The sequence below is a fragment of the Aliiroseovarius sp. genome, assembly GCF_030148435.1.
Lineage (GTDB): Bacteria > Pseudomonadota > Alphaproteobacteria > Rhodobacterales > Rhodobacteraceae > JASBTN01.
In genome coordinates this window covers 1-21,014 of record NZ_JASBTN010000087.1, presented here as the reverse complement: position 1 = coordinate 21,014, position 21,014 = coordinate 1, and the positions used below count along the sequence as shown (strand labels likewise).

At 64.3% G+C, this 21,014-nt stretch carries 20 protein-coding genes, 2 tRNA genes and 1 pseudogene; 15 read left to right on the top strand and 8 right to left on the bottom strand.

Annotation, left to right across the window (positions count from 1 at the left end):
* Positions 1-6: 6 nt before the first annotated feature.
* The 3 genes from Q1V43_RS16370 to purC form a co-directional block, all read right to left on the bottom strand.
* Positions 7-1,050, bottom strand: a complete 1,044-nt coding sequence (locus tag Q1V43_RS16370) for a zinc-dependent alcohol dehydrogenase family protein (RefSeq protein WP_300520430.1) — start codon at positions 1,048-1,050, stop codon at positions 7-9.
* 3 nt (positions 1,051-1,053) lie between these two features.
* Entirely contained in the window at positions 1,054-1,284 is a 231-nt protein-coding gene (purS, locus tag Q1V43_RS16365; protein WP_300520428.1) for a phosphoribosylformylglycinamidine synthase subunit PurS, read from the bottom strand.
* 85 nt (positions 1,285-1,369) lie between these two features.
* Complete coding sequence (gene purC / locus Q1V43_RS16360; RefSeq protein WP_300520426.1) at positions 1,370-2,131, bottom strand: phosphoribosylaminoimidazolesuccinocarboxamide synthase; 762 nt, start codon at positions 2,129-2,131, stop codon at positions 1,370-1,372.
* Between the two features lie 199 nt (positions 2,132-2,330).
* Here purC and Q1V43_RS16355 point away from each other — a divergent pair, with 199 nt between their 5' ends.
* From Q1V43_RS16355 to bmt, 3 genes are all read left to right on the top strand, one after another.
* Entirely contained in the window at positions 2,331-2,645 is a 315-nt protein-coding gene (locus Q1V43_RS16355; protein ID WP_300520424.1) for a DUF1476 domain-containing protein, read from the top strand.
* Positions 2,646-2,889: 244 nt separating this feature from the next.
* On the top strand, positions 2,890-4,845 hold the full coding sequence (locus Q1V43_RS16350; protein WP_300520421.1) for a phosphatidylglycerol lysyltransferase domain-containing protein: 1,956 nt from the start codon (positions 2,890-2,892) through the stop codon (positions 4,843-4,845).
* A gap of 111 nt (positions 4,846-4,956) precedes the next feature.
* A complete protein-coding gene (bmt, locus tag Q1V43_RS16345; RefSeq protein WP_300520418.1) occupies positions 4,957-5,970 on the top strand; it encodes a betaine--homocysteine S-methyltransferase in 1,014 nt (337 codons plus the stop codon).
* 157 nt (positions 5,971-6,127) lie between these two features.
* On the opposite strand, the gene Q1V43_RS16340 is transcribed toward bmt, so the two are convergent.
* On the bottom strand, positions 6,128-7,216 hold the full coding sequence (locus Q1V43_RS16340) for a PA0069 family radical SAM protein (RefSeq protein ID WP_300520415.1): 1,089 nt from the start codon (positions 7,214-7,216) through the stop codon (positions 6,128-6,130).
* Positions 7,217-7,378: 162 nt separating this feature from the next.
* Here Q1V43_RS16340 and Q1V43_RS16335 point away from each other — a divergent pair, with 162 nt between their 5' ends.
* From Q1V43_RS16335 to Q1V43_RS16325, 3 genes are all read left to right on the top strand, one after another.
* A complete protein-coding gene (locus Q1V43_RS16335) occupies positions 7,379-8,074 on the top strand; it encodes a B12-binding domain-containing protein (RefSeq protein WP_300520412.1) in 696 nt (231 codons plus the stop codon).
* Between the two features lie 161 nt (positions 8,075-8,235).
* Positions 8,236-8,421, top strand: a complete 186-nt coding sequence (locus Q1V43_RS16330) for a hypothetical protein (protein WP_300520409.1) — start codon at positions 8,236-8,238, stop codon at positions 8,419-8,421.
* Positions 8,422-8,524: 103 nt separating this feature from the next.
* Positions 8,525-9,184, top strand: a complete 660-nt coding sequence (locus Q1V43_RS16325; protein WP_300520407.1) for a DUF1638 domain-containing protein — start codon at positions 8,525-8,527, stop codon at positions 9,182-9,184.
* Positions 9,185-9,209: 25 nt separating this feature from the next.
* On the opposite strand, the gene Q1V43_RS16320 is transcribed toward Q1V43_RS16325, so the two are convergent.
* Positions 9,210-9,285, bottom strand: a tRNA-Ile gene (locus Q1V43_RS16320).
* A gap of 364 nt (positions 9,286-9,649) precedes the next feature.
* On the opposite strand from Q1V43_RS16320, the gene purM reads away from it, so the two are divergent.
* The 3 genes from purM to rnd all read left to right on the top strand — a co-directional run bounded on the left by purM (position 9,650) and on the right by rnd (position 12,571).
* The gene (gene purM, locus Q1V43_RS16315; RefSeq protein ID WP_300520404.1) at positions 9,650-10,699 is read left to right on the top strand and encodes a phosphoribosylformylglycinamidine cyclo-ligase; all 1,050 of its coding nucleotides are present in this window, start codon (positions 9,650-9,652) and stop codon (positions 10,697-10,699) included.
* Positions 10,696-11,286 carry a phosphoribosylglycinamide formyltransferase gene (purN, locus tag Q1V43_RS16310; protein WP_300520401.1) on the top strand — a complete coding sequence of 197 codons (591 nt, stop codon included), beginning with the start codon at positions 10,696-10,698 and terminating at the stop codon, positions 11,284-11,286. The genes purM and purN overlap by 4 nt, the downstream gene beginning before the upstream one ends.
* Positions 11,287-11,407: 121 nt before the next feature.
* Positions 11,408-12,571 (top strand): ribonuclease D, encoded by a 1,164-nt coding sequence (gene rnd / locus Q1V43_RS16305; RefSeq protein ID WP_300520398.1) that lies wholly within the window; start codon positions 11,408-11,410, stop codon positions 12,569-12,571.
* A gap of 76 nt (positions 12,572-12,647) precedes the next feature.
* Here rnd and Q1V43_RS16300 read toward each other — a convergent pair whose 3' ends face one another.
* Entirely contained in the window at positions 12,648-13,118 is a 471-nt protein-coding gene (locus Q1V43_RS16300; protein ID WP_300520395.1) for a hypothetical protein, read from the bottom strand.
* A 125-nt stretch (positions 13,119-13,243) separates the two neighbouring features.
* Between Q1V43_RS16300 and Q1V43_RS16295 the strand changes: the two genes are divergently transcribed.
* The gene (locus tag Q1V43_RS16295) at positions 13,244-13,660 is read left to right on the top strand and encodes a SufE family protein (RefSeq protein WP_300520391.1); all 417 of its coding nucleotides are present in this window, start codon (positions 13,244-13,246) and stop codon (positions 13,658-13,660) included.
* A gap of 82 nt (positions 13,661-13,742) precedes the next feature.
* Here Q1V43_RS16295 and Q1V43_RS16290 read toward each other — a convergent pair whose 3' ends face one another.
* Entirely contained in the window at positions 13,743-15,065 is a 1,323-nt protein-coding gene (locus Q1V43_RS16290; RefSeq protein WP_300520389.1) for an ATP-binding protein, read from the bottom strand.
* A 118-nt stretch (positions 15,066-15,183) separates the two neighbouring features.
* Here Q1V43_RS16290 and Q1V43_RS16285 point away from each other — a divergent pair, with 118 nt between their 5' ends.
* From Q1V43_RS16285 to Q1V43_RS16265, 5 genes and pseudogenes are all read left to right on the top strand, one after another.
* The gene (locus Q1V43_RS16285) at positions 15,184-16,086 is read left to right on the top strand and encodes an MBL fold metallo-hydrolase (RefSeq protein WP_300520451.1); all 903 of its coding nucleotides are present in this window, start codon (positions 15,184-15,186) and stop codon (positions 16,084-16,086) included.
* A 64-nt stretch (positions 16,087-16,150) separates the two neighbouring features.
* Positions 16,151-16,225, top strand: a tRNA-Asn gene (locus Q1V43_RS16280).
* 498 nt (positions 16,226-16,723) lie between these two features.
* On the top strand, positions 16,724-18,268 hold the full coding sequence (locus Q1V43_RS16275) for a hypothetical protein (RefSeq protein ID WP_300520453.1): 1,545 nt from the start codon (positions 16,724-16,726) through the stop codon (positions 18,266-18,268).
* A pseudogene (tnpB, locus tag Q1V43_RS16270) lies at positions 18,241-18,513 on the top strand (IS66 family insertion sequence element accessory protein TnpB); the annotation flags it as partial. The gene Q1V43_RS16275 and the pseudogene tnpB, both read left to right, overlap by 28 nt.
* 62 nt (positions 18,514-18,575) lie before the next feature.
* The gene (locus Q1V43_RS16265; RefSeq protein ID WP_300520449.1) at positions 18,576-20,204 is read left to right on the top strand and encodes an IS66 family transposase; all 1,629 of its coding nucleotides are present in this window, start codon (positions 18,576-18,578) and stop codon (positions 20,202-20,204) included.
* 686 nt (positions 20,205-20,890) lie between these two features.
* Here Q1V43_RS16265 and Q1V43_RS16260 read toward each other — a convergent pair.
* The coding region (locus Q1V43_RS16260) for a transposase domain-containing protein (RefSeq protein WP_300520446.1) at positions 20,891-21,014 on the bottom strand (124 nt) is incomplete at its 5' end.

Here is a 21,014-nt window from a genome sequence, read left to right as displayed (position 1 = left end):
ATCCTTTCAGCGTGTGAAGTCGGTGATGACAGCGACCCCGGGTGGAGTCGGGCCATCGAAGGCAGCAAGTTCTTTGGTCGCCTGACTTAAAGGAATTCGCCGGGCAATCAAGGGGGTCAGGTCCACATGCCCCCCGTCTATCAGGCTCAAAAGCCCCGGATAACGGTGTCCGGGCATGCCTCGGGTGCCGAAAATGGCCAGTTGCCCGGAATAGACCACGTCCCAGGGCAGGCTCATGGTGGCGTTGTCACCGGCCGGCATGCCGATCTGCACCATGCGTCCCAGTTTGCGCAGGGAGCGCATGGCGGAGACGGTCGTGGCCTCGATCCCCAGCGCCTCGACCGCCACGTGCGCTCCACCGCCGGTGGCGGATTTGAGCTGCTCCAACACATCGGGGCCAGAGGCATCCAGCGCCAGGTCGGCGCCGAGGCTGCGCGCGAAGTTCAGTTTTTCCGGCACCACGTCCATGACTGCCACCCGCGCGCCAAGCGCCCGCCCCAGCAGGAGCGCGGAGAGGCCGACGCCGCCCCCACCCCAAACGGCAAGCCATTCGCCCGGCGCCAGGGCGGCGCGATCGGTCAGCGCCTGCCAGGCGGTGGTCACGCGACAGCCCAGAGAAGCGGCCAGCGCCGGGTCCATCCCCTCGGGCAGGCGTGTCAGGTTGGCATCCGCATGGGGCACCGCGATCAGTTCAGCAAAGGCACCGTGCTGGGTGAACCCGGGCACGGCCTGCGTGGCGCAGATGGTCTGATGACCACCGGCGCAATCCGAACAGGTGCCGCAGGCAAGAATGAAGGGGGCAATAACGCGGTCGCCGACCCGCCAATGGCGGCAATCTGGCCCGATGGACTCGACCACGCCGCAGTATTCATGGCCCGGGACCAGGGGCAGCTCGACGTCAGGGTCCGAGCCGCGCCAGCTGTGCCAGTCCGACCGGCAGACGCCACAGGCCAGAAGGCGCAGGACCACCCCGTCCGCCGGGCAGTCCGGGTCCGGGATGGTCGTGATTTCAAGCGGTTGCCGGTAGGTCGTCAGCAGAGCCGCGCGCATGGCTCAGAGAACCTGAATCGCGTAGTTTTCGATCACGGTGTTGGCAAGCAGCTTCTCGCACATCTCCTTGATCGTGTCTTCCGAGGTGCCCGGGGCGACCTCCAGCTCGATCACCTTGCCCTGGCGCACGGTTTCGACACCGTCAAAGCCCAGGTTGCCCAGCGCGTGGCGCACGGCCTCGCCCTGCGGGTCCAGAACTCCGGTTTTCAGCATGACATCGACGCGGACTTTCATGGGGTCTTCCTCTTTCATATCCGGTGCGGCGGGATCCGTTTTCTTCGCGGAAAACGGCCCGGAAAATTCGAGCTTCCGGGCCCGCTCAGTTGATCAGGGTCGGTTTTGGCGCGTGGGTCACGTTCGAGGGCAGCACGCCCAGGCGTTTCGCCACTTCGGTATAGGCGTCGGCCAGGCTGCCCAGGTCGCGGCGGAACACGTCCTTGTCCAGCTTCTGGCCGGTTTCGATATCCCACAGGCGGCAGCTGTCCGGGCTGATTTCATCAGCGACGATCAGACGCTGATAATCCCCCTCGAAGACGCGGCCGACCTCGATCTTGAAGTCGATCAGCTTGATGCCCACGCCATACATGACGCCCGACATGTAGTCGTTCACCCTGAGCGCCAGGGCCACGATGTCATCCATGTCCTGCTGCGAGGCCCAGCCGAAGGCGATAATGTATTCCTCGGGCACCAGCGGGTCGCCCAGCGCGTCATCCTTGTAGGAGAACTCGACGATCGGGCGCGGCAGCGGCGTGCCCTCTTCCATGCCCAGACGTTTCGCCATGGATCCGGCGGCATAGTTGCGCACGATCACTTCCAGCGGCACGATCTCGACCGCGCGAATGAGCTGCTCGCGCATGTTCAGCCGCTTGATGAAGTGGTTCGGCACGCCGATCTGGGTCAGCCCCTTCATGAAGAACTCGCTCAGGCGGTTGTTGAGAACGCCCTTGCCCTCGATCACGTCCTTCTTCTCGGCGTTGAAGGCGGTGGCATCGTCCTTGAAATACTGCACCAGGGTGCCGGGCTCGGGCCCTTCATACAGAACTTTTGCCTTGCCTTCATATAGCTTCTTGCGACGTGCCATGGGGTCTCCACCAGTTCGCGGGGGCCATCTGCGGCCCCGCCGTTGCCCCGCCTATAAGGGAAAGGCCCGTGGGGGGCAAGAATATCGCGGTGCGGGAACAATGCTTGCGCTAGCGGGGTTGCCCTGCGCCCCAAGGGAAGGCATATCGGGGATAACGGAATGCGAGTTCCAGCCCAACTGACAGACACAAGGGATGCCCATGACCACCTTTGACGACCGCGAAAACGCCTTTGAGAACAAGTTTGCCCATGACGAGGAAATGAAGTTCAAGGCCGAGGCCCGCGCCAACAAGAAACTGGCCGAATGGGCCGGCGCCATCCTGGGCAAATCCGAAGCCGAGATGGAAGCCTATGTGGTCGAAGTGATCAAGTCGGACTTCGAGGAAGCCGGCCACGAGGACGTGCTGCGCAAGGTGACTGCCGATCTGGGCGACAAGTCGGATGCCGACACCGTGCGCGCCCGTCGCGCCGAATGCCTGTCCCAGGCCAAGGAAGAGCTGCTGGGCGAGGGGTAAGCCCCCCATCAGACGATAGGATGGGGCGCCTTCGGGCGCCCTTTTTCATTGCGCCCCTCTGCGACCATGTGTCGTTGGCGCAAACAGGTGGAATTTTTCACCCGATCCTTTATGACACGGCTCACGAAAACGTGAGCAGCCACGGCCGGCCTCTTATTTTCGCTCGAATTCGAAACGTTAACCCGCCCTTGGAACCCCGGGGGCAAGACTATCGCCGGGGCAGACGAAAGGCGGGGGGGAACACATGGGCCACAGCAACAAGACCGGTTTCATCAAGGCGTCCGGGCAGGCCTCGGGCATCGACCTGCGCAAACTGGCTGCCCGGCAGATCCTGCCGATGGGCATTGCCGTTCTGCTGGTCATGCTCATGTGGGACCGGGTGCAGGGGCTGGATGTCCGCCAGATCACGGCCGGGTTCCGCACGGTCGGCCCGCTGCAATGGCTTGCTGCCGCCGGGTTCACCGTGGTCAGCTTCTGGGCCGTGGGCCGCTATGACGCGGTCGGCCACCGGCTGATCGGATCGCCCACCCCCGCCCGCGCCGCGCTGCGCACCGGGGTTGCGTCGATCGCCGTGGCCCAGACGGTGGGATTCGGCGTGATCTCCGGCGCCTTCGTGCGCTGGCGCATGCTGCCGGAACTTACGCTGGTGCAGGCGTTCCGCCTGTCTATGACCGTGGCCGTGACCTTTCTGGCCGGCTGGGCCGTCGTCGCCGCGCTGGTGATCCTTGTCGTGCCGCTGCACCTTCCGGGGGGCACCGCCATGGCGCTTCTGGCCCTGGTTGGCGCCGCCCTTGTCGTCATCCTGTCGATCTGGCGTCCGGGTGTGCTGGCCCGCATCCAGTTTCCGCCGCTGAAGGCCATGGGCGCCATCGTTGCCCTGACCTTAATCGACACGGCCTTTGCTGGCGCCGCCCTGTGGGTGCTGCTGCCCGAGGGCACGCAGATCGCGCCGATGATCATGATTGCCGCCTTCATCGTCGCGCTTGGTGCCGGCCTTGTCTGCGGCACGCCGGGCGGGGTCGGTCCGTTTGAAATGACCCTGCTTGCGCTTTTGCCGCATGTGCCCGAAGAGCCGCTGCTGGCCGCCGTCCTGGCCTTCCGCGCGGTCTATTACGCGGCACCGGCCCTGATCGGCGCCGCGATGGTGGCCCGAGGTCCGCGCAGGGGCGAAAACGCGCCCGACCCGGCGCTCGATGCGGTTCGCAAGGTCGAGGCCCCGGCGCTTACCCCGAACCTGGATCGCGTCCTGGCCGAGGCGCCGCGTGCCGAGGCGGGCCTGCTGCGCCATGGCTGCCTGTCGCTCTTTGCCTCGCCGGGCGCCTTGCCCGCTGCCCTGACGGCCCCTGTGGGGCAGAGCCTGGTGCTCCTGTCCGATCCGCTGTCGCGCGAGATCGACGAGGCGCGCTTTATTTCGGACGCCGGTGAGGCCGCCAGGGCGCGTTTCCTGACGCCGCTTCTGTACAAGTCCGGCGCGCGTATCGCCGCCGCCGCCCGCCGCGCGGGATGGGCCACCCTGCCGCTTGCGCGCGAGGCCTGGCTGGACCCGGCCGGGTTCACCACGGACGGACCCTCCCGCCGCCAGCTGCGCCGCAAGCTGCGCAAGGCGGAGAACGCGGGTGTACTGGTGGCCGAGGCGCAGGCCATGCCGCTGGCCGAGATGGATGCGGTCGCCCGGGCCTGGGCCGAGGTACGCGGCGGCGAACGCGGCTTTTCCATGGGCACCTGGGATCCGGCCACCCTGCCCTGGTCCCGGGTCTTTCTGGCCCGGCGCGAGGGCAAGCTGATCGGCTTTTTGACCCTACACGCCAATGATGCCGAATGGACCCTCGACCTGATGCGCCAACGGCCCGACGCGCCGGACGGCACCATGCATCTGCTGCTGGCGGAGGCGATCGCCGCAGCGCGCGCGGCCGCTGTACCCCGCCTGTCGCTCGCCGCGGTGCCGCTGGGCAAACAGGCGCGAGAGCCGGAGCTGTTTCACCGGTTGCGCGACCGGATCGACCGGATCTCGGGCGCCGAGGGGCTGCGCCAGTTCAAGAGCTGTTTCGGCCCGAACTGGGAAGTGCTCTACATTGCCGCCCCGTCGCGCGCCGGTCTGCTGCTGGGTGCGGTGGACGTGATGCGCGAAATCTCGGCCAAACGCGGGACAGCGATGCGAAAAACGCCGCTTCGCGGCCTCACTGGGCACAGACAGGCTTGACGGGCGCGGCGCATCCGCGCCTCATGATCTTCATGCACGGTTCCGAATTGCACATGGCTCCGATCCATGGCAATCACCGCGCCAGAAACGCTTCAACCAGAAGGTGCCAAGATGAGCGACGCCCTGACCCGCATGCTGACCGAAAATGCCTGGCTGATGGCCGACGGCGCGACCGGAACCACGCTGTTCAACATGGGTCTCACCTCGGGAGATGCGCCCGAATTGTGGAACGTGGACGAACAGGACAAGATCCGCGCGCTCTACCGGGGGGCGGTTGACGCGGGCAGCGACATCTTCCTGACCAACAGCTTCGGCGGCAATGCCTCGCGCCTGAAACTGCACGGTGCCGAAGGCCGCGTACGCGAGCTGAACAAGGCCGCCGCCGAGCTGGGCCGCGAGGTGGCCGAGGCGTCGGGCCGCACGGTCGTGGTGGCCGGCTCCGTCGGGCCGACCGGCGAAATCATGGAACCGATGGGCAGCCTGACCTACCAGGGCGCGGTAGAGATGTTCCACGAACAGGCCGAAGGGCTGAAGGAAGGCGGCGCGGATGTGCTCTGGGTCGAAACGATCTCGGCCCCCGACGAATACAAGGCCGCCGCCGAGGCCGCCGCCCTGGCGGACATGCCCTGGGTCGGCACGATGAGCTTTGACACCGCCGGGCGCACCATGATGGGCGTGACCAGCGCGGACCTGGCCCAGCTGGTCGAAGGCCTGGCCCACCCGCCGCTTGCCTTCGGGGCCAACTGCGGCGTGGGCGCGGCGGACCTGCTGCGCACGGTGCTGGGCTTCGCCGCCCAGGGCACCGAGCGTCCGATCGTCGCCAAGGGCAACGCGGGCATCCCGAAATACGTTCACGGCCACATCCACTATGACGGCACGCCGGAGCTGATGGCGGATTATGCCGTGCTGGCGCGCGACTGTGGCGCCAGGATCATCGGCGGCTGCTGCGGCACCACCGCCGAGCATCTGGCCGCCATGCGCGAGGCGCTGGAAACCCGCCCGCCGGCTGACGGCCGCCCGACCCTGGACGAGATCGCCGAGAAGCTTGGCGGGTTCTCCTCGGCCACGGATGGCACCGGCGACGACGAGCCGCAGGGCCGCCGCACCCGCCGCCGCCGCGGCTGAGCCGCATCCGATTTGACCCTCCCCGTCCCTAGCGACGGGGCTCCCGCCAGACGGGGGCGCATCGAGGATGCGCCCGCGCCTGTTGGGCATGGCCGGTCCTGCTGCGCAGGCCCGGTTGCCTTCGGCAAGGATATTTGGTGGAAAAATGAAAGAGACGTCAGAACAGACTCAGTTGATCGCCAGGTTGCGCGGGGCGCTTGAACAGGTCGTGCCGGAGTTGGGGCAGGTCGCGCCTGAGGCCCAGGCGCCGCGCGGCCAGGTCGAAGCGATGCGCGAGCAGCCGGGCAAACTCGCCCTCGCCCACCATGCGGGTGCCGAAGGCGGCATCGTAATCCTCGCCGCCGCGCATCTGGCGCATCCGGCCCATGACACGGGCGGCGCGATCCGGGAACGCCTGTTCGATCCATTCGCGAAACAGCGGCCCGACCTCGCCGGGCAGGCGCAGAAGGATATAGCTTGCCGCCACGGCGCCCGCGTCGCGCGCCGCGCCCAGGATCGCCTCAAGCTCATGATCGGTCAGGCCGGGCACCACCGGCGAAACCATGACGCGGACGGGCACACCGGCTTCGGCCAGCCGTTCGATCATCTTCAGGCGGCGCGCCGGTGCGGGCACGCGCGGCTCCATCGCGCGGGATACGGCATTGTCGAGCGTCGTGACGGACACGCCCACCCCGGCCAGACCGGCGCGCCCCATCTCGCCCAGAATATCAAGATCACGTTCGATCAGCGTGCCCTTGGTGACAACACCGACCGGGTGGCGGAACTCCGACAGCACGTCCAGCAGCCCGCGCATCACGCGGTAACGGCGTTCGATCGGCTGGTAGGGATCGGTATTGGTGCCAATGGCAATCGGCGCGACCTCGTAGGACGGGCGCAGAAGCTCGGCCCGCAAACGGTCCGGCGCAATCGGCCGGGCGATCAGCCGGGTTTCGAAATCCAGCCCCGCAGAATAGCCCAGCCAGGCATGGGTGGGCCGGGCGAAACAGTAGATGCACCCATGTTCGCAGCCCCGGTAGGGGTTCACCGAGCGGTCGAAGTTGAGATCCGGCGAAGCATTGCGGGTGATCACCTTGCGCGGGCTTTCCACCGAGACCTCGGTGCGCAGCGGCTCCTCCTCCGGCGGCTGCCACCCATCCTCCACCGCCTCCACCACATAGGGTTCGAATCGCCCCACCCGATTCGACAGGGCGGCGCGCCCGCGGCGAGTCACCAGTTTTCGCGAAAGTGTCAGGTCGCTCTGCGTCATGCCGCCACGCTAGAACATAAGAAGAACATTTGCCAGTCACAATCGACTCATGGGTCGGTTGCGGAAATCCCGGTGTCGCAATTCGCCTATACTCACAGGCGCTTTCGCTTCATCAAGGTTCAAGAACAATCGCGTCACGACGCCACAGCCCGGAGCTAATACATGTCCGACCAAGAAGACGATATCATCCTCAGCGAGCTCAACGACGAAGAGCTGACGTTGCAGATGCATGACGACCTCTATGACGGTCTGAAGGAAGAGATCGAAGAAGCGGTCAATATTCTGCTGGAGCGTGGCTGGCAGCCCTACAACATCCTGACCGAAGCCCTGGTGGCCGGCATGACCATCGTCGGCAAGGACTTCCGAGACGGCATCCTGTTCGTTCCGGAAGTGCTGCTGGCCGCCAATGCGATGAAGGCGGGCATGGCGATCCTGAAGCCGCTGCTGGCGGAAACCGGCGCGCCGCGCATGGGCAAGATGGTGATCGGCACCGTCAAGGGCGACATCCACGACATCGGCAAGAACCTGGTGTCGATGATGATGGAAGGCGCGGGCTTCGAAGTGGTCGACCTGGGCATCAACAACCCGGTCGAGAATTACCTGGAAGCGCTGGAATCCGAAGCTCCGGACATTCTGGGCATGTCCGCCCTGCTGACCACCACCATGCCCTACATGAAGGTCGTGATCGATACGATGGTCGAACAGGGCAAGCGCGACGACTATGTGGTGCTGGTCGGCGGCGCGCCGCTGAACGAAGAGTTCGGCAAGGCGATCGGTGCCGATGGCTACTGCCGCGATGCCGCCGTGGCAGTGGAAATGGCCAAGGACTTCATGTCGCGCAGGCACAACGCGCTGTAACGTGCAGAAGTTACCTCCTCCTGATGGGCCCTGCTTCGGCGGGGCCTTTTCTTTTGCGGGGGTGTCGGCCCGGGAGTTGGCAGGCCGGGGGAAACCTCCGCCTGCACGGACGCAAGATGATCCCCCTTCCCTTTTCCACCCAAAACCCCCACATTTCTCTCATGTCAAAAACTCGCTTCTTCCTCCTGATCACGCTTGTGATCGCCAGTGCCGGGCTGACCGTCTGGATCGGCTCCATGGCCGCCATGTCGGGCAAGCTGGATGGTCAGGTCGCCTTGGTGCTGACGCCGCTTCTGCTGCTCGCCGCGATTGCCTGGCGCGGCCTCAGCGAACGCAACAAGGACTGATCCGCGCCTTCCCCGTCGCGAACGGACCCGTCGGAGTCGCCCCCGACCCTCGCCTTCGCCCCGGGCGCGGCCTATCCTTGGGTCAGACGCAAAGAGGCCCCTCATGACCGACACCATTCACGGCGCCCCCGAAGATGCCGCCCTCACCCGCGAGGGGCTGGCCCCGCGCAAGGACGGTCGCATCCTGGTGCTGGCCTGTGGCGCGCTGGCCCATGAGATCCTTGCCCTGATCCGTGTGAACGGATGGGATCACCTGGACCTGACCTGCCTGCCGGCGATTTGGCACAACACCCCCGAACGCATCCCCGCCGCGGTGGAAGAGGCCGTGGCCAGGCACCGCGACAGCTATGAGGCGATTTTCGTGGCCTATGCCGATTGCGGCTCGGGCGGGCAGTTGCAGGCGACCTGCGACAGGCTCGGGGTTGAAATGATCGAGGGGCCCCATTGCTACAGCTTCTTCGAGGGCAACGACCGCTTTGCCGAACATGGCGACGGCGAGATCGACGTTTTCTACCTGACCGATTTCCTGACCCGCCAGTTCGAGACATTCGTGATCAAGCCGCTGGGCCTGGATCGGCACCCCGAGCTGCGGGACATGTATTTCGGCCATTACACACGGCTGGTCTATCAGGCACAGACCGACAATCCGAAACTGGACGCGATGGCCCGCGCCGCCGCCGACCGCCTTGGCCTTGCCTATGAACGGCGTTTTACCGGCTATGGCGACCTGGAAACCTCGCTGCGCGCGGTCGCCAGGGACTGAGACCGCAGGCGACAGGCAGGGGGGGTGGTAGGCCCGGCAGGATTCGAACCTGCAACCAAAGCGTTATGAGCGCTCTGCTCTAACCGTTGAGCTACAGGCCCGCCCTGGGTCCGAATTACCAGTCTCTGCGCCCGGGTCAAGCCCGATAGCACCGGCGACGACTTGACCGGCACCGATTTTCAACGCCAATTGACCCAATGGGAACCGCGCGATTGCCGGGAACAGGGCCGGGCTCTGCGACAAGTCCGGGGCGTGCGTCAGAAGCAGGCGCCGCCCCGCCCCGTACTGACGGGGTCTGATCCGTGCAGTTCGACCTTGGGCATCGGGCAGGACAGGCGCAAGGCGCCCCCCCCTGCCCCGGTGTGAAAAACGAGACCCGACCCTGTCAAGCCATCTCCGTTGCAAATGCCGCCCCCTTGGTCTATCGGAGGCGCAAGCAATTTGCGGGCCATTTCGGGGGACATCATGACGGACGGCAAGAACGGCATCACCTATGCGGATGCGGGCGTGGATATCGACGCGGGCAACGAGTTGGTGGAGCGTATCAAACCCGCCGCCAAGCGCACCAACCGCCCCGGCGTCATGGCCGGTCTGGGCGGGTTCGGCGCGCTGTTTGACCTGAAGGCCGCGGGTTACGAAGATCCGATCCTTGTGGGCGCCACCGACGGGGTCGGCACCAAGCTGCGCATCGCGATCGACACCGGCAACGTGGACACGATCGGCATCGACCTGGTGGCCATGTGCGTGAACGACCTGGTCTGCCAGGGCGCTGAACCGCTGTTTTTCCTCGACTATTTCGCCACCGGCAAACTGGAGACCGACAAGGCCGCGCGCATTGTCGAGGGCATTGCCGAGGGCTGCCTGCGCTCGGGCTGCGCGCTGATCGGCGGCGAGACCGCCGAAATGCCGGGCATGTATGACGCGGGCGACTTCGACCTCGCGGGCTTCGCCGTGGGCGCGCTGGAACGCGGCGAGACCCTGCCCAAGGGCGTCAAGGAAGGCGACGTGCTGCTGGGCCTGGCCTCGGACGGGGTGCATTCGAACGGCTATTCGCTGGTGCGCAAGCTGGTCGAGGTGTCCGGCCTGAGTTGGGATGCGCCCTGCCCCTGGGATGGTTCGACCACCCTGGGCGAGGCGCTGCTGGCCCCCACCCGCCTCTATGTGAAACAGGCGCTGGAAGCGGTGCGCGCGGGCGGTGTCCATGCGTTGGCTCATATTACCGGCGGCGGTCTGACGGAAAACCTGCCCCGCGTGTTGCCCGAGGGCCTGGGCGTGATGGTGGACCTGGACGAATGGTCCCTGCCCCCGGTGTTCAAATGGCTGTCGGACGCCGGCGCCATGTCCCAGGCCGAGATGCTGAAGACCTTCAATGCGGGCCAGGGCATGGTTCTGGTCGTGGATGCCGGCAAGGTCAAATCCATCCGTGCGCTGCTGGAAGAGGCCGGTGAAACCGTGACGCAACTTGGCACCGTGACCAAGGGCGAAGGGGTGAAATACCTCGGCAACCTGTCGTGAAACGCGTCGCGATCCTGATCTCCGGCGGCGGGTCCAACATGGTCACGCTGGTCGACAGCATGCAGGGCGACCACCCGGCGCGCCCCTGCCTGGTGCTGTCGAACGTGGCGGACGCGGGCGGGCTGGACAAGGCCCGCGCGCGCGGGGTGGACACGGCCGTGGTGGATCACAGGCCCTTCGGCAAGGATCGCGAAGCCTTCGAGGCGGCGTTGAACGAGGTTCTGGACGCCGCCCGGCCCGACATCATCTGCCTGGCCGGTTTCATGCGTGTGCTGACCGAAGGCTTCACGCGCAAATGGGCCGGCAGGATGCTGAACATCCACCCGTCCCTCTTGCCGAAATACAAGGGGCTGAACACCCATGCGCGCGCCATCGGGGCGGGTGATGCCGAAGCAGGCTGTTCGGTGCACGAAGTGACCTCGGAGCTTGATGGCGGCCCGGTCCTGGGACAGGCGCGGGTACCGATCCGGGCGGGGGACACACCGGAGGCGCTTGCGGCACGGGTTCTGAAGTTTGAGCACCAGCTCTACCCCGCCGTTTTGCGCCGCTTTGCGGCCGGCGATCGGACCCCGGTGATGCTGCCCTGACGTCGGAAACGAGCTCCGGAAACCGGCGCCCGGGGCAACCCGGCGCCCAAGCCTTCCCTTTCCGGGGAATTCGGCGTAAACCGGACAAACGCCGACGAACGGCGCGAGCAGAAGGCACCGCATGAAGACCATCACCACCACCGAGGCGCTCGAGGAATTCTGTACCCGCGCGGCCTCGTATCCCTACGTTACCGTCGATACCGAATTCCTGCGCGAACGCACTTATTACTCCAAGCTGTGCCTGGTGCAACTGGCGGTGCCCGGCGAGGATGACGACGAGGACGCGGTGCTTGTGGACCCGCTGGTCGAGGGCCTGTCGCTGGAGCCGATGTACAGGCTTTTCCGCAACGAGGACGTGGTCAAGGTGTTCCACGCCGCGCGCCAGGATCTGGAGATTTTCTTTGTCGAGGCCGACGTCTTCCCGACCCCGCTGTTCGACACCCAGGTCGCCGCGATGGTCTGCGGCTTCGGTGATCAGGTCGGATACGAGACGCTGGTGCGCAAGATCGCCCGCGCGCAGCTGGACAAGTCCAGCCGGTTCACCGATTGGTCACGCCGCCCGCTGACACCCGCGCAAAAGCATTATGCCATCGGGGACGTGACCCATCTGCGGGTGATCTACGAATGGCTGGCAGCCGAGCTGGAGAAATCCGGCCGCGCCAAATGGGTCAGGGAGGAACTCCGTGTTCTGACCAACCCGGCGACCTATACGATCGAGCCGGGCGAGGCCTGGAAGCGCCTGAAAACCCGAACCAATTCCGGCCGCTTCCTGGCCGTGGCGCGCGAGTTGGCGCGGTTCCGCGAGGGCTATGCCCAGGCCCGCAACATCCCGCGCAACCGGGTGATGAAGGACGACGCGCTGCTGGAGCTCGCCTCGACCAAGCCGCGCTCCATACAGGAGCTGGGCCGCTCGCGCCTGCTTCTGCGCGAGGCGCGCAAGGGCGAGATCGCCGAAGGCATCCTGGCCGCCGTCACCGCCGGGACCGAACTGCCCAACGACCAGGTTCCCAAGCCGCAGAACGGCGGCAAGGAAAAGCTGCAGGTCAATCCCGCGCTGGCCGACCTGCTGCGCGTACTGTTGAAGGCGCGTTGCGAGCAGGAGAAGGTGGCACAGAAGCTCATCGCCTCGGCAGCCGATCTGGACGCGCTGGCCGCTGGCAAGCGCGACGTCGCGGCGCTGAAGGGGTGGCGCGCGGAAGTGTTCGGCGAGGATGCAGTGCGGCTCTGCGACGGCAAGCTGGCGCTGGCGGCCAAGGGACAGCATGTAAAGGTGATCGAGGTCTGATCACCGGCCCCGGCGAACAGACACGAAGAGGGGCGGTTCGACCGCCCCTTGATCGTTTTGGATGTGCGTTACCGGATCAGCGGCGTACGACCATGGAGTTGTTGGTCCCCACAACGCGGATCCGGGTGATATCGTCCAGTGCCGCGGTCGACAGGAACGTCGCCACATACACCTCGCGCGAACGCTCAGGGCCGCTTCGGGTGCCGGGCACCGACGGGGCGATGCGGAACACATAGGACTTTATCCCGGCCGCCGCGTCGGCGTCGTTGTCGGAACCGCTATCGGCCACCAGTTCGGCGTCCCAATACCCCTGGCGCGGGGGCAGGCCCCGGGCATGCACGATCGCACCCAACGCTGTCCGTTCGATCCGCAGCGCAGTCACCTGCGCGACGGACTCACGCCACTCCCGGTCCTCGGCATAGCCTTCGCGCGGATGAAGCGCCACCAGCTCGCTGTTGTTGCCAAGGCTGAAGTTGCCGAAGCCAAAATTGCCACAGCCCCCCAACACCGAAATCGCCGCAGCGGACAGAAACAATCGTGCAAGCATGACTTCCCCCTCTAAACCTGCTTTTCGGGTTAGCCCATGGAAACGGAATTGAAAAGCCATTCCTGTCGGGTCTGGACCTTTGACGCCCGAGCGCCTAGGTCAAGGCAAGCCGAAAGGAGACCCGCATGGCCAGTGCCGCCTTTGAAGAGATCGTCGAGGATTTCGAGTTCCTGGAAGACTGGGAAGCCCGCTATGCCCATGTGATTGACCTGGGCAAGGCCATGCCCGCGCTGGAGGACGCCTTCAAGGTGCCCGCCACCAAGGTCGACGGGTGCGCCAGCCAGGTCTGGCTCCTGCCCGAGATTTCCGCTGGCACTTTCCGTTTCCGCGGCGACAGCGATGCGCTGATCGTACGCGGGCTGATCGCGGTTCTGGGTGCGCTCTATGACGGGTTGCGACTGGACGAGGTGCTGGCGGTGGATGCGCCCGCCGAACTGGGCCGGCTGGGCCTGGACGAGGCGCTGTCCTCGCAGCGTTCAAACGGGTTGCGGGCCATGGTGGAACGCATCCGCAAACTGGCCGCCGAAGCGGTCGCCGCCTGATCCCCCTGCCCGTCTGATCCCCCCGCCTCGTTTTTTCCCCGAGGTGCGGGCCATGGGCCCGGCGAAATGCCGCAACCGCGCCTCAGCCGGCCAGGATAAGCTCGACCTTGAGCCCCCCCAGCTCCGCGCTGTCGCCCAGGCGCAGCCGCCCGCCATGGCCGCGGGCGATGTCGTCGGCAATGGCAAGCCCCAGTCCCACGCCGGAGCCGCGATCCTGATTGCGCGCCGCATCGAGCCGCGCAAAGGGTTTCAGCGCCTGCTCGCGATCCCCCGGCGCAATGCCCGGCCCGTCATCCTCGACCACGAAGCGCACGTCGCGCCGTCCAGTCACCACTGACAGCCGCGCCAATTCCCCGTAGCGGTTGGCATTGGCCAGAAGGTTTTCCAGCGCGCGGCGGATCGGCACCGGGCGCATCGGCATCTCGCCCACGTCCTCAAGCTCCCCCAGTTCGACCACCAGCCCCGCCCGCGCGGCATTCTCGGCCAGTTCGCGCGCCAGCGTCACCGGGTTAACGGGCTCCGGTGTGCCCTCCAGCGCGTCCGACCGGGCAAAGCTGAGGAACTCGTTCACCAGCCGCTCCATGTCCTCGACGTCCTTCTCAAGCGCCGCGCGCGCGCCGGCGTCCTCCATCAGGGACAGTTCCAGCCGCATCCGGGTAAGCGGCGTGCGCAGGTCGTGACTGACGCCCGACAGCATCATCGTGCGCTGCTCCATCTGCCGTTCGATCCGCGCCCGCATGTCCAGGAAAGCCTTGCCGGCCGCGCGCACCTCGGTCGAGCCCGCCAGACGGTAGGGCTCGTTGCGTCCCTTGCCGAACGCTTCGGCGGCCCGGGCCAGACGGCGTATCGGCCGCAGCTGATTGCGCAGAAAGACATAGGCGATGACGGTCATCAAGAGCCCGGTCAGCAGCATCAGCACCAAAAGCTGATGCGGGTTGGTCGCCGATACCCGGAGGCGGTCGAAACTGACCCGCATCGGCCCGTGCAGCGTGTCGATGCCCAGGACCACGCGGCGCTGATCCTTGTCCAGGGCCACCCCGGTCAGCCCGCCGATCCCGGCACGAAGGGTCTGCGTCACCCGCCCGCCCGTCAGGTCACGCCACTGCCGACTGTCCTCGACCGGCGCCACCCCCGGCAGGTCGACCGTCAGGGCCAGAGGTTCCAGCAACGGTGCAATCGCCTCGCGGGCTGCCTCGGCAGTCCGGGCCGCGTCGACCTGTCGCGCAAGGTAGTCGAGTTCGACCACCACCGCCTCGGTCATCTGCACGGTGATGCGGTTGAAATGGCGCTGAATGAAGGCGACCGATACGACCAGTTGGATCGACACCACCGGAACAATCAGGATCAGGGCGGCCCGCCCATAAAGCCCGCGCGGCATGAATTGTTTGAGCCAGTCGAAGAACATGTGGCGACAGTAGGACGCGGGGTTCCGCTTGCCAATGCCTCCCTGCCCCGCGTCAATGTCCGAACCCAAGACCCGGGAGGAGAATCGCATGGCCCTGTCCGCCGAACAGCTCGAACACATGATGAAGGGCGCCCCGCCGGTCGGGGTATTGGAGCAGCTTGAGCCCGGCATTCGCCGCATCCTCGCACCGAATCCCTCGCCCATGACCTATTGGGGCACGAATACCTATGTTGTCGGCGAGGGGCAGGTCGCAGTGATCGACCCCGGCCCGGACGAACCTGCGCACCTTCAGGCGATCCTGGACGGGCTTCTCCCCGGGGAGGAGGTCAGCCACATCCTTGTGACCCACGCACATCTGGACCACTCCCCCCTGGCCCGCCCCCTGTCCGAGGCCACCGGAGCCCCCGTGCTGGCCTATGGCGATGCCCTGGCCGGCCGCTCCGAGGTCATGACAGACCTGGTCGCCGGCGGGCTGACCAGCGGCGGCGAAGGCGTGGACGCGGGGTTCCGGCCCGACGAAACCCTGGCCGATGGCGAGCGGATCCACGGCGACGGATGGCAGCTCGACACGATCTGGACGCCGGGCCATTTCGCCAATCACCTCTGCTTTGCCTTCGCTGACGCGGTCTTCACCGCCGATCACGTGATGGGCTGGGCAAGCTCGCTGGTCTCGCCCCCCGACGGCGACCTGACCGCCTTCATGGCCTCCTGCCGCAAACTGGCCGCGCGCAGCGACCGTATCTACTACCCGGGCCACGGCACCCCGGTGGCGGACCCCGCCGCCCGGATCACCTGGCTGATCACCCACCGCCTTGGCCGCGAAACACAGATCCTGGACACGCTGGCCCTGGGTCCGGGCACCGTCTCCAGCCTCACCAAGGCGATCTATACCGACACCCCCGCCGCCCTGATCCCCGCCGCGCGCCGCAACGTCTTCGCCCATCTGATCGACCTCACAACCCGCGGCCTGACCCGCGCCGAACCCGGCCTTTCGGAGGCGGCAGATTTTTCTCTGACCTGAAGCAAAAAAGTTGAAAAAAGCTCTGGACGCCCCCGAACAGCAACGCTATATCCCGCTCCACAGTTCCGGCGTAGCTCAGCGGTAGAGCAGTTGACTGTTAATCAATTGGTCGTAGGTTCGATCCCTACCGCCGGAGCCAATCTTCCCTTAAGGGATTGATTTCAAAGAAGAAGCGACCCCTAACAGGGTCGCTTTTCTCGTTTCTGGCACTGCGAATGGCACACCGCGTGGCACATTGTGGCACATGGGAGAGACAGTCATGCCTCGTTCACGCAGAATTCCCCACCTCGAATATCGCCGCTCCGGATACGTTTGGCGCCGCAGATGGCCCAAGAGTCTGTCCGAGAGATGGCCGGATTCAGAACCATCTGAATCTGCAATCGAACCGAATCCTCTGGTCTTCAAATCCTCCAGACGAGAATCGGGACCTATAGGGGAAAACCCCTACTCGAAATTGGCGTTTCGAGGGGCAGCGATCGAAAACCCCAGCAAATCCGGGGCAGCATCAAGCCGCTCGAATGGGGGTATTCCCTCTCTTGTCTTCTCATTGAAAACTCATGCATTTTCAGAGGCACAGGAGCTGTCCATTCGACTGACGGCTCTGAGCAATCTGACATTCCATTACATCGCGAGCACCATGACACTGACTCCAGCTGTCGTCACGCACGTCTTGACGACTCTCGTCCGCTTCGAAATCGAAGCGGCTGACCGTATTCGCATCCAGGGTGATCAACGCACACCTGAAGCAGCAGAATTTGCCCTGCGCCGTGAGCGCGCATTGCAAGAAACACTTCGACAAGCATTGCAGCTGCGCAACCACGAGGTTGCCCGGCGCCCCTTGCAAGCTGTCTCTCAACATCTCGGCATCACCTTGCCGGAAGACGGGGATGACTGGAAGTCGCTGGCCTATGAGGCCACGCGGGTTCTACTGAACGTCAGCGAGGAGCGCGAAAGGCGTGAACGTGGGCTCTTTCACGAGCCGAGCCCGTATTTCAGTCAAGGTATTGGACAGGCGGTCCAGGGGATCGCGCATTCTGCTGCCGTTTCTGTTGGGATTGGGCAACCGGCTTTGGCCATGCAGGCTTTTGCCAATGGTCAAAGCCCTGCGTATTCTGGAGGAGATCCCGTTTCGCCAATGGCACAAACGGTTTCCGTTTCTCCAAAGAATTTCGTTGTTCCTGAGCAAGCGGGGAGCCCGGCAGAGGGTTCGGTCTCGGTCGTGGACAGCGCCGCCCAAAGCACTTCAAGCGACAATCAGCCTCCCGAGACACATTTCGCGTCCAAGCGGGTTTTGTTGAAGAATTGCTCTGACAAGACAGTCACCGCGCTGAACAAGGGGGAAAATATTACGATTGATGAGGCGTTTGACGTCTACTTCGAATTGAAACTCCAGGGCTACGGCGAGGAGTGGGACAAGCTTCAGAAGCCTGACAAAATAACAGGGGAGAAGTGGGAGAATTCTACGCTACCAGCGATGCTGGTCGCCAAGAATATCTGGACTGATCTGCTGGAACACTCACCCGTTGGGGCCCTCTCTGAGGAAACAGTTCTCGAACAAATCCCAATCATCCGCGAACTCCCCACGCTGCATGGGAAACAGGCCGATCTAACCGCTGATGAGGGCTATCGCGCCCTGGTGAAACACGCAAACACAAAGGAAAGAATTGCAATGGATCGGGTGGAGAGGGATCTGGAACGCAAAGGAGTCACCGATCAAGTCGAGATCGAAATGGCCAAGCTCGAAAAGCGCATAGCGAGGATCAGAGGCCAAACCTTCTTCAAGCACGTGCGCGCAGTCAACCGTATCGGGAAGATGCTCCTTTCGTTTGGTGTGATCCCCAGCAACCCGTTTGTTGGCTGCACGTTCACCAACAAAGAAGAAAAACGCATCAGTGCCACAGAAGAAAAAATCGTCCGCCAACGTTGGGACGATCGGAAGGCGCTGCTGTTTCAGACGCCGGTTTTTCAGGGGCAAACGAGGAACGAAGCGGACCCTCTGTTTTGGGTGCCTATCATGGGCTTTCTGCAAGGTGTTCGAAGCGAGGAAGCTTTGCAGCTTGGCCCCAAGGATTTTGGCTCTCAGAACGGCATCAACTACATAAAAATTCGAAATTCAGAAGGGAACAACGTCAAATCCGAGGCTGGTGAACGCGTCTTTCAGCGATCGCGCAGGATGTCTTGAGGCAGCGGCCATCGAACGGTGCCGTGTTCGCGTTTCGAGGGCGCCGCGGCGACAGGGTGAAGCTTTTGTATTGGGATGGCCAGGGCTTTTGCCTGTATTACAAAGTCCTGGAGAAGGGTCGTTTCCCATGGCCTGCGGCGACGGATGGCAGCGTGCGTCTGACCGCCGCTCAATTGGCCATGCTCTGGGAGGGGATCGACTGGCGCAGGCCGGATTGGGGCGCGCCACCAGCCCGGACGGGCTGATTTATCTCTCTGGAATCGTTTGTTTTTATGGCGTCCTATCTGGGAGAATGGTATCCACCACCATGTCCGTAGAAGCCACGCCTCTCCCCAATGATCCCGCCGTTCTGAAGGCGATGATCGCCGCGTTGCAGGCGGAAAACCAGAAGATGTCCGCCAGTTTGCGGGCGCATGATCTGCTGGTTCAGGCGCTGCGCGTCCGGATTGCCAGATTGCAGAAGCAGAAATTCGGCTCCAGTTCGGAAAAGATCGAGCGGGAGATCGAGCAACTGGAACTGGCGCTGGAGGACCTGCAGGTTGCGCTCGCCGAGGCGGATGAACTGCCGCCGGAGGGCGACGATGAGCCGGAGACGGACAACCAGACCCCGGAACCAGCCGAACCGGGGGAGTCGAGGCGCCGCCGTCCGAAGGTGTCGCAGGACACGCCGCGCGAACGCCGCGAGCTTGACCCCGGCGACAGTTGCCCGGATTGCGGGGGCGATCTGCGTGTGGTCGGGGAGGATGTCAGCGAGCTGATCGACATGATTGCAGCCCAGCTGAAGGTCATCGAGATCGCGCGTATCAAGAAATCCTGCCGGCGCTGCGAGCGTATGGTTCAAAGCCCGGCACCCAGCCGTCCGATCCCACGGAGCATGGCGGGCCCGAACCTTCTGGCTTATGTGCTGACCTCGAAGTTCGACGACCACGTGCCGTTGTATCGTCAGAACGAGATCTTCGCCCGCATGGGGGCAGACATCCCGGACACGACCCTGGTCGACTGGTGCGGCGGGGCAATGAAGACGCTGGCGCCGCTGATCGAGAAGATCGAGGCCGAGATCATGGCCAGCAATCTTCTGCACGCAGATGACACGCCCATCCGGGTTCTCGATCGCGGCCGCCGCGACAAGGGGCTCGGAAAGGGCGTCAAGAAAGGCCGGATCTGGGCCTATGTCCGGGATCAGCGCCCATGGGCGGGCACGGCCCCGCCCGGTGCGGTCTATCACTTTGCCCCGGACTGGAAGGAAGAGCATGTCCTCGCCCATCTTGGCGAGACCAGCGGCATTCTCCAGGCTGATGGCTACAAGGGGTATGCCAAGCTCTATGCCGCGGACCTGGACGGCAAGAGCCAGTTCCGGGAGGCCGCGTGCTGGGCGCATCTTCGCCGTGACTTTCACGATGTCTGGACCGCGACGAAATCCGCAATCGCGCGCGAGGCGCTCGACCGTATCGGCAAGCTCTACGACATCGAACGGGAAATCAGCGGCAAGCCTGCCGAACTGCGGCTGGCCGTGCGCCAAAAGGAAAGCAAGCCCAAGGTTGATGCGTTCCGGGACTGGGCCGAAAGGCAGCTCACCCGTATTCCCGGTAAGAGTGATCTGGCCAAGGCGTTCCGCTACGGGCTGAGTCGCTGGGCTTCATTCACGCTGTTTCTGGAGGACGGGCGCGTGGCCATCGACAACAATCCCGTCGAGCGCGCGCTGCGGCCCATTGGCGTTGGCAGGCGGAACTGGCTATTCGCGGGTTCGGATACCGGCGGTGAAACGCTCGCCCGCGCCATGACCGTCATCGAGACGGCAAAGATGAACGGCCTCGATCCGCAGGCCTACCTCGCAGATGTCTTGGACCGTATCCACGATCACATGGTCAACCGGTTGGCCGAATTGCTCCCTTGGAACTGGAAGCCGGCAGATCAGAAACGCAGCGAGGCTGCGTGATGGCAGCGACGACCTACGTCTGCTCCATCGCCCATGTCGCCAGCCTGCTGGGTGAGATCCTGGACTTCTCGAGGCCATCGTCAGCAACGACGACAACCTCTCCTACGGCAACATCGTCAGCGTCCACATCGGACGGGACGACTACATTACGGCGCTGACCGACGAGGGCATCGACGAATTGCGCGACATGCTGGCATCAGCACGAGTGTCCGTTGAGGCATGGCACAGCTTCCTCGAAGACTTCGTCGCTGAGCCCGACATCATCGCCCGCGTCAACAATCAACCGCTGCGGTAAAAATCGGGCGCTTACGTTGGACTGACAGAGAGAGTTGCCATACCTTATCGGACGCCAAGAAATGAAGCATCGGTTGCGCGGCATCGGAGTTCCCTGATCCCGCGCACTGGACCTGTAAGACAGCTTGAACTGTTGGAAGGTTCAGCAAGACCAAGGATGTGTCAGACTGGAATAGGCACGAGGTCGATGGGACCGAAACCTCTAAGCCACAACCTACTAAACTTAACACTGTTTAGGTCCACGGCAAGCTCTGATGTAAATGGAGGAAGATATGCATTGGCGTCGAAGCCATTGAAGCCCACCCCCAACTCTCTCAACGCTTTGAATACCTTGCAAAGTGCGGATACGTAGATTGGCATCAGATCCAGGTAGACTGTAAGCGGTGCGTCGTTCACACGGTTTTGGCGTAGTTCCAGGGCAATAGCTCGTTGATGTTATTTTGTTTGTGTCCCTGTGCGATGGCAGTGAGAACGGCTGACAGATAGGCGTGCGGTTCGATACCGTTGAGTTTGCAG